Origin of the sequence: Streptomyces xiamenensis (assembly GCF_000993785.3) — a bacterium.
Lineage (GTDB): Bacteria > Actinomycetota > Actinomycetes > Streptomycetales > Streptomycetaceae > Streptomyces > Streptomyces xiamenensis.
The window spans coordinates 762,088-773,698 of the sequence record NZ_CP009922.3; the positions used below are offsets into that span (position 1 = coordinate 762,088).

General features: G+C 74.5%; 7 protein-coding genes and 1 pseudogene. 3 read left to right on the forward strand and 5 right to left on the reverse strand.

The window, feature by feature from the left end; all coding sequences use genetic code 11:
* Positions 1-19 precede the first annotated feature (19 nt).
* Positions 20-487, forward strand: a complete 468-nt coding sequence (locus SXIM_RS03395) for a Crp/Fnr family transcriptional regulator (RefSeq protein WP_030727979.1) — start codon at positions 20-22, stop codon at positions 485-487.
* On the opposite strand, the gene SXIM_RS03400 is transcribed toward SXIM_RS03395, so the two are convergent.
* From SXIM_RS03400 to SXIM_RS03410, 3 genes are all read right to left on the reverse strand, one after another.
* The gene (locus SXIM_RS03400) at positions 484-4,158 is read right to left on the reverse strand and encodes a hydantoinase B/oxoprolinase family protein (RefSeq protein ID WP_046722901.1); all 3,675 of its coding nucleotides are present in this window, start codon (positions 4,156-4,158) and stop codon (positions 484-486) included. The two genes, SXIM_RS03395 and SXIM_RS03400, sit on opposite strands and share 4 nt — an antisense overlap.
* 95 nt (positions 4,159-4,253) lie before the next feature.
* Positions 4,254-5,087, reverse strand: coding sequence for a S1 family peptidase (locus SXIM_RS03405; RefSeq protein ID WP_052385061.1), 834 nt, complete (start codon positions 5,085-5,087; stop codon positions 4,254-4,256).
* A gap of 95 nt (positions 5,088-5,182) precedes the next feature.
* The gene (locus tag SXIM_RS03410) at positions 5,183-6,613 is read right to left on the reverse strand and encodes a HEAT repeat domain-containing protein (RefSeq protein WP_030727988.1); all 1,431 of its coding nucleotides are present in this window, start codon (positions 6,611-6,613) and stop codon (positions 5,183-5,185) included.
* Positions 6,614-6,883: 270 nt separating this feature from the next.
* On the opposite strand from SXIM_RS03410, the gene SXIM_RS03415 reads away from it, so the two are divergent.
* The gene (locus SXIM_RS03415; protein WP_046722902.1) at positions 6,884-8,377 is read left to right on the forward strand and encodes a PP2C family protein-serine/threonine phosphatase; all 1,494 of its coding nucleotides are present in this window, start codon (positions 6,884-6,886) and stop codon (positions 8,375-8,377) included.
* 94 nt (positions 8,378-8,471) lie between these two features.
* On the opposite strand, the gene SXIM_RS28480 is transcribed toward SXIM_RS03415, so the two are convergent.
* Complete coding sequence (locus tag SXIM_RS28480) at positions 8,472-8,594, reverse strand: hypothetical protein (protein ID WP_267880985.1); 123 nt, start codon at positions 8,592-8,594, stop codon at positions 8,472-8,474.
* Between the two features lie 184 nt (positions 8,595-8,778).
* Positions 8,779-10,247 (reverse strand): annotated as a pseudogene (locus SXIM_RS03420) (DNA-binding protein NsdB).
* Positions 10,248-10,480: 233 nt separating this feature from the next.
* On the opposite strand from SXIM_RS03420, the gene SXIM_RS03425 reads away from it, so the two are divergent.
* Complete coding sequence (locus SXIM_RS03425) at positions 10,481-11,602, forward strand: aminoglycoside phosphotransferase family protein (RefSeq protein WP_046722904.1); 1,122 nt, start codon at positions 10,481-10,483, stop codon at positions 11,600-11,602.
* The last annotated feature ends 9 nt before the right edge of the window (positions 11,603-11,611 follow it).

The following is an 11,611-nucleotide window of genomic DNA, read 5'->3' on the forward strand; positions in this document are numbered from 1 at the left end:
CACGGGAGGAGGCGCGGCGATGACGGCTTCCACGCGCTTGCTGCGGGTGCTGCCGCCCACGCACCGGGAGCGGCTGATGGCACTGGCGCAGGAGGTGTCCTTCGACCAGGGCGAACGGATCTTCGAGGAGAAGGGGCGCGCAGACCGGTTCTGGGTGCTGCGCTCGGGCACCGTCACCCTGGACATGCAGCTGTCGGGCCCGCGCCCGACCCCGGTGACCTCGCTGGAGACCGGCGATCTGCTGGGCTGGTCGTGGCTGTTTCCGCCGTACGAGTGGGATTTCGGTGCGGAGGCGCTCAGTCCGGTGCGGGCGTACGAGTTCGACGGGGCGCAGGTGCAGGCGGTGTGCGACGACGATCCGGACTTCGGGTACGCGCTGCTGCGGGTGATCGCCGAGATCCTGGCCTTCCGGGTGCGGGCGGCCCGCACCCGGCTGCTGGACCTGTTCGCGCCGCACGCCGGCCGGTACGGGCCGGGCGTTCCCTAGAACTCGTCCTCTTCGCCGGACCGCGCCGGGTGCGGGCGGGGGCCGGGGGCGGGTGGCCCGTACCCCCCGCCGCCCGGCGTGTCGATGATCACCTCGTCCCCGGCCGCGACCCGCGCGGTGTCGGCACCGGCGAGCGGCTCCGTACGGCCGTCGGCACGGCGCACCGCGTTGCGGCCGAGCGCGCCGGGCCCGCCGCCCGCCATGCCGTACGGGGGCACCCGCCGGTGGCCGGACAGCACGGTGACCGTCATCGGCTCCAGAAACCGGATCCGCCGCCGCACCCCGTTCCCGCCGCGCCGGAGGCCGGGCCCGCCGCTGGCCTCGCGGACGCGGAACTCCTCCACCCGGACCGGGTAGCGCCACTCCAGGACCTCGGGGTCGGTGATCCGGGAGTTGGTCATGTGGGTCTGCACGGCGTCGGCGCCGCGGAACCCGTCCCCGGCGCCGGACCCGCTGGCGATCGTCTCGTAGTACTGGACGTGGTCATTGCCGAAGGTGAGGTTGTTCATGGTGCCCGACCCCTCGGCCTGGACCCCGAGCGCGGCGTACAGGGCGCCGGTGACCGCCTGGGAGGTCTCGACGTTGCCGGCCACGGTGGCGGCCGGATGGGCGGGCGCCAGCATCGAGCCGGGCGGAATCCGTACCTCCAGCGGCTTGAGGCACCCGCTGTTGAGCGGGATCTCGTCCGCGATGAGGGTACGGAAGACGTACAGCACCGCCGCCATCACCACCGAGGAGGGCGCGTTGGTGTTGTCGGGCCGCTGCGCGGAGGTGCCCGTGAAGTCGAGCACGGCGGACCGGTTCGTGCGGTCCACGGTGACCGCGATCCGGATGACGGCCCCGGCGTCGGTCTCGTAGCGGTACGAGCCGTCGTGCAGCGCCCCGATGACGCGGCGCACCGATTCCTCGGCGTTGTCCTGGACGTGCCCCATGTAGGCGTGCACCACGTCCAGGCCGAACTGGTCGATCAGGGCGCGCAGATCGGCGATGCCTTTCTCGTTCGCGGCGATCTGGGCGCGCAGGTCGGCGAGATTGGCGTCCGGGTTCCGGGAGGGGTGGCGGGCCCCGGTGAGCAGCGCCCGGGTCCCGGCCTCGCGCAGGACGCCGTCGCGCACCAGCAGCCAGTTGTCGAAGAGCACGCCCTCCTCGTCGATGGTGCGGCTGAAGGCGGGCATGGAGCCGGGCGTGATGCCGCCGATCTCGGCGTGGTGCCCGCGGGAGGCGACGAGGAAGAGCAGCTGCGGCCCGTCCGTCCCGGCTCCGCCGCCCTCGCCGAACACCGGGGTGACGACCGTGACATCGGGCAGATGGGTCCCGCCGTGATACGGATCGTTGATCGCGTACACGTCGCCGGGGCGCATCGTGCCGGCGTTGCGCCGCAGTACCTCCTTGATGGACTCCCCCATCGAGCCCAGATGCACCGGGATGTGCGGCGCGTTGGCGATCAGGTTCCCCGAGGCGTCGAACAGGGCGCAGGAAAAGTCCAGCCGCTCCTTGATGTTGACGGAGTGCGCGGTGTTCTCCAGCCGCACGCCCATCTGTTCGGCGATCGCCATGAAGAGGTTGTTGAAGATCTCAAGCCGCACCGGGTCCACCGCGGTGCCCACGGCGGCGGTGCGCGGCCGGTCCCGCACCCGCCGCAGGATCAGATGTCCCCGCGGCCCGGACTCGGCCCGCCACCCCGGGTCGACGACGGTCGTGGCGTCCGGCTCGGCGATGATCGCCGGCCCCTCCACGGCGTCCCCGGCCCGCAGATCGGCCCGCCGGTGGAGCGCGGCCCGCGGGTACCAGCGTCCCGCCGCGTACATCCGTACCCGGTCGACGGGTTCCGGTGGCGGCTCGTCCGCGCCGCGCGCCGGGGTCGGCCTCCCCGGTGCGGCCGGCCCCGCGGCCCCCACGGCTTCGGCGACCGCCAGCGCGACGACCAGTGGTTTGTCCATGGCGAACCCGTAGCGGGCCCGGTGGGCGGCGGTGAACTCCTCGGTCATGGCGTCGAGTTCGCCGAGCTCGACGGGCAGGTCGGCCTCCGTGCCCGCGTAGCGCAGATGGAGCCGGGAGACGGTGCGGACGGACTCGGGCGGGATGCCGTCGGAGAGCAGTTCGGCGCGGGCCCGCCGCGCCAGTTCCCGGCACATCTCCCGTACGCCGCCCAGGGTTTCGGGGGTGAGCTCCGTCTCGATGGAGTGTTCCCGCAGGGCGGTGGCGTCCGCCACCCCGATCCCGTACGCGGAGAGCACTCCGGCCAGCGGCGGGGCGATGACGGTCTCGATGCCCAGCGCGTCGGCGACCGCGCACGCGTGCTGCCCGCCGGCGCCGCCGAAACTCGCCAGGGCGTACCGGGTGACGTCGTGACCGCGCTGCACGGAGATCTTCTTCACCGCGTTGGCCATGCCGAGCACCGCGATCTCCAGGAAACCGGCCGCGACCCGCTCCGGGGTGCGGGTGTCCCCGGTCGCGCCGGAGATCTCCCGTGCGAGCCGCGCGAACTCCTCCCGCACCACGGCGGCGTCCAGCGGCTGGTCCCCGCCCGGACCGAACACGGCGGGGAAGTGTCCTGGCTGGACGCGTCCCAGCATCACATTGGCGTCGGTGACCGTCGGCGGCCCGCCGCGCCGGTAGCAGGCCGGGCCCGGCACCGCGCCCGCCGACTCGGGGCCGACGCGGTAGCGCGTCCCGTCGAACCACAGGAGCGAGCCGCCACCGGCCGCCACGGTGTGGATGTCCATCATCGGCGCGCCCATCCGGACCCCGGCGACGGCGGTGCCGAAGACCCGCTCGAACTCCCCCGCGTAGTGCGAGACATCGGTGGAGGTGCCGCCCATGTCGAAGCCGATGACCCGGTCGTGGCCGGCCTCGGCGCAACTGCGTGCCATCCCGACCACCCCACCGGCCGGCCCGGACAGGACGGCGTCCTTGCCGCGGAAGTGGCCGGCTTCCCGCAGGCCGCCGCTGGACTGCATGAACATCAGCCGTACGCCGCGCAGTTCGCCCGCCACCCGCGCCACGTACCGGCGCAGCACGGGGGAGAGATACGCGTCGACGACCGTCGTGTCCCCGCGCGTGACGAGCCGGATCAGCGGACTGACCTCGTGGGAGGCGGACACCTGGGTGAACCCCGCCTCCCGGGCGAGCCGGACGACGGCCCGCTCGTGCTGCGGGTACCGGTAACCGTGCAGGAGGACGACGGCGGCGCTGCGGTACCCGGCGGCGTGGGCCCGGCGCAGGCGGGCGCGCAGGGCGTGCTCGTCGAGGGCGGCGACGATCTCCCCGTGGGCACCGACCCGCTCCGGCACCTCGATGACCCGCTCGTACAGCGCCCGCGGCAGCACGATCCGCCGGTCGAAGAGCCGCGGCCGGTTCTGGTAGGCGATGCGCAGGGCGTCCCGGAAGCCGGCGCTGATCAGCAGCACGGTGGGCTCACCGCGCCGCTCCAGCAGCGCGTTCGTGGCCACGGTGGTGCCCATCTTCACGACGGAGATCCGCTCGGCGGGCACCTCCTCGCCGGGCGCGAGGCCCAGCATCCGCCGGATCCCGGCGACGGCGGCGTCGCGGTACCGCCCGGGATCGTGCGACAGCAGCTTGGCCGTCGCCAGCGAACCGTCGGGCCGCCGCCCCACCACATCGGTGAAGGTGCCGCCCCGGTCGACCCAGAACTCCCAGCGTCCGCTCACCCGCGCTCCTCGGTCATCCGGAGACCCTGCGTGACGCCGAGCATACGTACCGTCGCCGCGCGTGAGGGGCGGCGGGCGGGTGAGCGGCCGCGGTGTCACCCGGTGACGGTGTCCCGGATCCACTCCCGCTCGGCGTGGCTGGAACCGTAGACGCCGTGCTGGTCGAGGCTGCCCCGGGAGACCACCCCGACGACGGTCCAGGTGCCGTGGGTCCGCGTCAGCAGGGGGCCGCCGGAGTCGCCCGCCCGCGCGGTCTGCGGCCACGTGCTGCCCTCACCGGGCAGGGCCCGCACGCACAGCTCCCCGGGAAGGATGGGTTCGCCGCTGATGCCGGTGCAGCGTTCGGGGGCGATGAGGCGCGAATCCAGCTGCCGCAGCTTCACCGGACGCGGTCCCCACGGGTCGCCCGGGTTCTCCGGCAGCCGGTGGTCGCCCCAGCCGATGGTGCGCACGGGGTCCCCGGTGTCCGGGGCCCGGCGGGGCAGGGCGGCGGGCGCGGCCGCGACCGGGGCGTCCAATGCGAGCAGGGCCATGTCCTGGCCGCTGTCCGGGTCCGCCGGGGCGGCGACGATCCGTTCGCCGCGACGCACCTCGCCGCCCCGGGTGCGGTCGTTGCTGCCCACCCGGACCTGGATCGTGGCCGGATCCCGCAGGTCGCTCTCGGCGTCGCCCGGGTCGGCCAGCACGCAGTGCTCGGCGGTGAGGATCCACCGCGCCGCGATGAGCGTGCCGCCGCAGAAGTGTTCGCCGCCCGTGTCCTGGAGGGAGGCCATGAAGGAGTAGGTGGTGGTGGCCTGTTCGCCACCGGTGATGGCCTGTGCCGGTGGGGCGCCCACCACTGCCCCGGCCGCCACCGCGCCGGCCGCGCACCACACCCGCAGCTTCCGGGGCGCCCGCCCCACCCGTCCGTCGTTCGCTGTGCTCTTCATGAACTCAGCTCAGCACGGGGGCGATTGCAGCGCCGTAAGGCCGGCCGCGGGCGCGCGGGGCAGCCGGCGTGTCCGCCCTTGCGGCACCCGCCCGCTCAGGACGGTGCCAGCCGGCCCCTGACCGCCGTCTGGACGCCCTCCTGCTCGGCCGGGTCCGCTGCCAGGGAACGCAGCCGGTCCAGGACGCGGGCGTCCGCCGTGGCGGCATGGTGGGCGGCGACCTCCCTGGTCTCCTCCTCGCAGTCCCACAGGCACTCCACCGCGAACCCCGAGGCGAACGTCGGGTCGGTGACGGCCAGCGCCCGGGCGGTGTGGCCGCGCAGCTGGGAGGAGATGGTCTGCCGGTAGATGTGCCGCAGCACCGGCACCGCCGGTCCTATGGCCAGCCGGGCCGAGCCCTCCACCAGGGCCCGCAGTTCCTTGGCGTCGGTACCCCTGGTGCGCACCACCCGGCGCAGCGCGGCCAGCACGCCCGGCGCGTCCGGCGCGGAGCCGCGGCGGGCGAGCATCACGGCGGCGGTGCGGCCCAGTTCGTCCGTCCGCTCCAGCCAGCCGCGCGCCTGGCGCAGCGCGCCGTCGTCGTTCATCCGGGCGTACGCGGTGACCGCCGCCTGGGCCAGCTCCTCGTCCGGCTCCTCCGCCGCCCGCTGGATCAGCTCGAAGACGGCCGGGTCGCCGCGTTCGGCGAGGTGGCGCAGGGCGGCGGCCCGCACCACCGGGCTGGGCCCTTCCACGGCCGCCCGGAGCAGCACCTCGCGGTCGCCGGGGCCCGCCACCGCGCCGAGACAGCGAGCCGCGGCGGCCTCCCGCCACTGGCGCGGGGTCTGTTCGTACCCTTCCCTGGCCCAGTCCAGGACGGCACGCACACTCCAGCCCGGCTGCGGGGTCGGCGGGCGCAGCTGGCGCTGCCAGCGGTCGAAATCGCCGATCTCCAGGGCTCTGGCCAGCCGCTCGCGCTGGCCGGAGCGGGCGGGGTCCTCGGCCCACAGGTGCCAGGGGCGGGGTTCGAAGGAGTCACGGACGGCTTCGATGAGGGCGCGCTCGCCTGCCTCGGTGCCGGGGAAGCGGGCCAGGATCGCGGGGCCCAGTTCGCGCAGCCCGGCGTCGTCCTCGCGCACCGCCAGCTCGTCCAGGGCCCAGCGCCAGTTGGCGCCGGTCACCGCGTACCGGCGCAGCAGCGCCAGCGCGTCCTGCCGCCCCGCGGTCACCAGGTGGCCCAGGACGGACAGCGCGAGTCCGGTGCGCTGCTCGCACTCCTCCAAGGCGTCGACGGGGTCGAAGAGGTGCTCGCCGATGGCGTCGAGCGGGGCGTCCAGCTCGCGGTAGAGGCGCGCGTAGTAGAGCGACCGGTGTTCGAGTTGCCAGTCCGGGCGTGGGTCGCGGAGCACGCAGTGGTTCAGCGCGGCGACGGCGTCCGGCCGTGGCGCCGCGAGGGCGTGCAGCCATCCGTCGCCGCGCCCTCGCTGGAGAAGCCCGAGAAGGGTTCCGCTGGGCGCTATGTCTGTTTCGATGGGACTGGCGAACATATGAGTCAGCATCCGGTTGGGGAAGTCCGGTGGCAACGGGATTTCCGGATCGAGCAGTGGGACGCCGGTCATCCTTGCCGTTGGAAGCCTGTCTACACCTGCGGTCGGCCCGCTGTCGAAGTGTCCTCGGCCATGCCCCGGCGGCAAGCGGCCGAATCTCTTACGGAGCGGCGCGCGGCATGGCACAGTCGGTAGTCAACCGCGCCTGGTTCCGACCGGCGTCGGTGTCCGGCACGAACCGCGCGCCGTACCAGGTATCAGGGATCAGACATGCTCTCCTCCCCCCATTCGGAATCCTCCGCGAACGATCTGCCAGCAGGGAGCGACACCTTCGACACCCTCGATCAGTTCGACACCCTGATGGCCAGGGCCCGCCGGCTGCGGGAGGACGCGCGGACGCTGCGGCACGCGGAACGCTCGCCGCTGCGCCGGGCGGCCTGGGACGCGGCGACCGAGCGGCTGGACGAGTTCGGCCGGCAGCTGGCGGAGCTGCGGCCGCTACCGGCCGCAGCTCCGCAGCTGCCCGGAGCCGCGGCGCATCCGGCGCGGGCGGCGGAGGAGGCCGGGACGGTACGGCTGGGGGCGCGGATCGGCAGTGCGGAGTGGAGCCTGCTGACGGATGGGGCGGTGTGGTCGCAGGAGCTGTTCGCGATCTTCGGGCGCTCGGAACGGGACGGGCCGCTCACCCTGGACCAGCTGCCGTCCTGCCTGGTGGCCGCGGATCAGCCGGCGCTGTCGGCCGCGATGACCGGCTGTCTGGTGGACGGGCGGGCGATGGACTGCGAGTTCCGCGTCAACCGCCCCGACGGTTCGCGGCGCACGGTGCGGATGGCGGGCGAACCGGTGCTGGACGAGGCGGGTGGCACCGTCGCGATGTGGGCGGTGATCCGTGACATCACCGGGCTCGACGAGGAGGACAGGGAGCGGGAGGACGAGGAGGGGCGGCCGGGGGAAGAGACGCGGCAGCTGCGACGGCTGGCGCTGGCCGGGCACCGGCTGACGGTGGAACTCCAGGAACCGGCGGAGAGCGGTCCCGCGCCCTGGCTGGCGAGACCGGCGTCACGGACCGTGCCGGCGCAGCGCGGACCGTCCGGTTCGCTGGAGCTGGCCGCCCGTTATCTGCCCGCGCTGGACGGCGGGGCGCCGGGCGGGAAGTGGTACGACTCGCTGGAGCTCGCGGACGGCGGCACCGTGCTGAGCCTGGGCGATCTGCCGGGCCGGGGGGCGGTGGCCACGGCGGGTACGGCGACGGCGCTGGGGGCGATCCGCGGGATCGCGCTGACGGGGGCGGGCCCCGGGACGGTGCTGGGGCATCTCAACGAACTGCTCGATCTGGGCAGTCATCCGCTGCTGGCCAGCGCGCTGTGCTGCCGCTACCAGCCGGGCGAACGGCTGCTGACCTGGGCGCAGGCGGGCCATCCGGCGCCGCTGCTGTGCCGGGCGGGCGCGGGGCGGGCGCTGGCGCGGCCGGTGGGCCCGCTGCTGGGCACGCTGTCGGGGGCGGGGTACGAGGAGCGGGTGGAACGGCTGGAGCCCGGGGACGTGCTGGTGCTGCACACCGACGGGCTATTTTCGGACAGCCGGGCCGCCGGGGCGCCGCGGGAGGATCACGACGGGAACGAGCGGCTGCTGGCGCTGGCCGGCCGGCTGGCGGCGGCGGGCAGCGCCGGGGAGTGTCTGCGGGTCCTGGTGTCCGCGTCGCAGGAGGCCGGGATGCCGCGCGAGGACGACGCGTGTGTGCTGGTGGTGCGGATCCGGCCGTGACGGACGGCGTCCGCCGGTGTCCGTGATCCGCCCCGGATGACTGTCCCGGCGCGTCCCCCACCCGTTCGGTGCCCGCTCCGTGCCCGATCCCGGCTCACGCGCCGTCGGTGCGCACAGTGCCCGGCGGGCGGTGACTCCCCTCGCGGTCGGCGTCCGTGATCGGGTGCGGGACCCGGGCACCGGTCCCGGCCGCGACGGCCGTGTCCACCTCGCCCATCGGATCTCCCTCCATCAGGTGGGCGGGATTCTCCCGGAGCGGCCCGGCGCGCCGGGTGGCCCGGTCCGCGGAGGGCACCCGGGTGCGCGGGGCCGGAGGGCTGTCACCTCCCGCCCGGCCCGCGACGCTCCCGGCCCGGCGGCCGGGAGGTGTCCCCGGGTGGGCGGGATGTGCCGGACAGCCCTCAGACCCTGGCGCTGCCCGAGGGCAGTGCCCTGGGCATGGCGGCCTCCAGTTCCTCCCGCAGTTCGTCCACCGTGGCGTAGCCCCGGTAGTAGGCGCTGAGCCGGTACATCTGGCGCAGCCGGTCCCAGGTCCGCAGGGACGAGTTCTCGCGGATGCTGTGCAGGGCCAGCCGCGCCGTGTTCGTGGCCTGATCGGGTTCGTCCGCGATGAAGTGCGCGGAGGCCAGCGAGATCTGGTCGAACAGCATGGCCCGCTGCCGGTCCTTGATCCGCAGCGCCAGCGCCTCGTTGGCGTGCCGCTCGGCGATCCGGGCCGCCGCCGGGTCGTGTTCGGCCAGGGTGCGGTACGCCAGGGCCTGCATCCCGTGCAGATCCGCCTCGTCGAACATCTGCATCCAGCTCGGCGGCGGCACGTCGGTGCGGTCGGAGACGAACAGGTCCTCGGCCTCGCCCAGGGTACGGCGCATCGACTGCCCGCGTCCCAGGGACGCCTGTGCCCACGCCTCGATGGTGAACAGCATGGCGCGGGTGCGCGGCAGCGCCTCGTCCCCGGCGCCGCGCTTGGCGAGCTGCATCAGGTCCAGCGCCTCGTCGGGCCGGCCCAGGTGCACCATCTGGCGTGCCGCCCGGGACAGCGCCTCGCCGGTCCGGGGCCGGTCACCACTCTCCTTGGCCGCGTGGGCGGCTATCACGAAGTACTTCTGTGCGGTGGGTTCCAGGCCCACGTCGTGGGACATCCAGCCCGCCAGGACGGCCAGGTTGGCCGCCACCCCCCACAACCGCCGCTGCAGATGCGGGGGTGGCGGTAGGCGAGTATGCCGCCCACCTCGTTGAGCTGGCCGACCACCGCCTTGCGCTGCAGTCCGCCGCCCTTCTTGGCGTCCCAGGCGCGGAAGATGTCGACGGAGCTTTCCAGGGCGTCGATCTCCTCGGAGCCGACCGGGGCCGCCTCGTACCGGTCGAGGCCCGCTGAATCGATACTGCCGGAAGTGAGTTCGGAGGGGGAGGAGGCACCTGAGCCGGGAGGGGTCAGAAGCCAGTCGTGCATGGCGTCGCTGAGTGCGGAGCCTGCGGCGAGCGCGGCGCCCGCGCCCACCATGCCGCGTCGGTTGAGCATGAGGTCCATTCCCGTGAATTCGGTGAGAACCTCGGCTGTCCGCCGGGGAGCCCACGGCAGCCCGTTGATGGACTGGCGTGTCCCCGCATCCCCTGGCCGGCGCAACCCGAGATCCTCGATGGTCACGACACGGCCGAGTCGCTCGGTGAACAGCGCCGCCAGCACCCCGGGCACCGGATCGCGGGGGGTTTCCCCCACCTCGATCCAGCGCCGTACCCGTGAGGTGTCCGTGGACAGCTGGGGATGGCCCTGGGCGGCCGCCTGGCGGTTGACCAGGCGGGCGAGTTCGCCCTTGGACCACCCCGCCAGCCTGAACAGGTCGGCCAGGCGGGTGTTGGGTCGTCTGCTCACGTCAAGCCCCCAGGATCTCGGCTGAGTTGACAGTAACCGCCAAGGAGGGTCGCGATGCCCATTCGCCAGGGTTCGCCAGGGTCCGCCTGGTGGTGCGCCACCCGCCCGGGGCGGTGCTGTAGAACCGCGCAACCCCGTCCCGGTCTCCGGCGGGCATTCCCCAGGATGCCCGTGCGGGCCCGGGCCGGGAGCGCCCTCGAACGTACCGGCGTACGAAGGGACCCTGCCCGCCCATGTACTCAGCACCCTCACCCGTGTTCAACCGGCCCCGGCCGCGCCTGGCCGACCGGACCGGCGCAGGCGCCCAGACCGCCGCACTCACCGCTGAGCGACCCGTCCGGGCCGGCGGCCGTGCCGTCCCGCCGCCGGGCGGTGCCCGGCTGGACCTCTCGGGTGCGCGTGGGGCCCGGCTGCGTGCGGCGCTGGCCGCGGTGCAGGAGATCTGTCCGGAGTTCAGCGCGGTCCAGGTCCTGCGGGAGCGCGGCCCCTCCCTGGTGATCGCCGGGATGACGGGGCGGCGGGCGGCCGTCGCCAAGTGCCTGCTGGACGCCCCCGCCCAACCGGCGCGGGCCGAACGGGCCCGGCAGGAGATAGCGGCGTACCGCAGCTTCGTACGGCACCGGCCGCCGGTCCGGGTGCCGAAGCTGGTGGCCGCCGATCCGCACAGCTGCACGCTGGTGACGGAGTTCATCCCGGGGCGGCCGGCCGCCGGCGTGCGGCATCCGCTGTCGCCGCCGAGCGTGGCGGACGAGCGGGCACTGCTGGGCGCGCTGGTGCGGCTCGGCCAGTGGCAGCCGCCGCCCGGTGCCTTCGACGACGCCGTCAACTATCCGGCGCAGCTGGCCCGCTACCACGCGCTGGGGCTGCTCACCGATCGCGACATCGGCGATCTGCAGGCGCTGCTGCACGGGCTGCGCGGGCTGCGGGACCCGGGGCAGGAGCTGCCGCGGCAGTTCTGCCACGGCGAGGCGCTGGTGAGCAGTGTGGTGCTGTCGCCGACCGGCCCTGTGCTGGTGGGCTGGGACGCGGCGGGCTGGTACCTGCCGGGGTACGACCTGGCGACGCTGTGGGCGTGTCTGGGGGACGCGCCGCTGGCGCGCCGCCGGATCAGCCAGACGGCGCAGACGTCGGGCCCGGCCGGACGGGACGCCTTCCTGGTGAATCTGATGCTGATCCTCACCCGGGAGATCCGGATCTGTGAGGAGGCGGTGCAGCGGGCGATGCGGGCGGCGCCGGGTCCGGCGACGGCGGGCGGGATGGCGTACGGCGAGGAGCAGCGGCTGTTGCTGCGCCGGCTGCACGACGACTGGGCGCTGGCGCGGCGGGCGGTACGGGCGGCGGTGGGGACGCGCTGAGGCGGTGCG

Coding starts and splice junctions, on each gene's coding strand:
- SXIM_RS28480 (WP_267880985.1), bottom strand. CDS start 8,594: ATGGGCGAGGTGGACACGGCCGTCGCGGCCGGGACCGGTGCCCGGGTC.
- SXIM_RS03410 (WP_030727988.1), bottom strand. CDS start 6,613: ATGTTCGCCAGTCCCATCGAAACAGACATAGCGCCCAGCGGAACCCTT.
- SXIM_RS03405 (WP_052385061.1), bottom strand. CDS start 5,087: ATGAAGAGCACAGCGAACGACGGACGGGTGGGGCGGGCGCCCCGGAAG.
- SXIM_RS03425 (WP_046722904.1), top strand. CDS start 10,481: ATGTACTCAGCACCCTCACCCGTGTTCAACCGGCCCCGGCCGCGCCTG.
- SXIM_RS03395 (WP_030727979.1), top strand. CDS start 20: ATGACGGCTTCCACGCGCTTGCTGCGGGTGCTGCCGCCCACGCACCGG.
- SXIM_RS03415 (WP_046722902.1), top strand. CDS start 6,884: ATGCTCTCCTCCCCCCATTCGGAATCCTCCGCGAACGATCTGCCAGCA.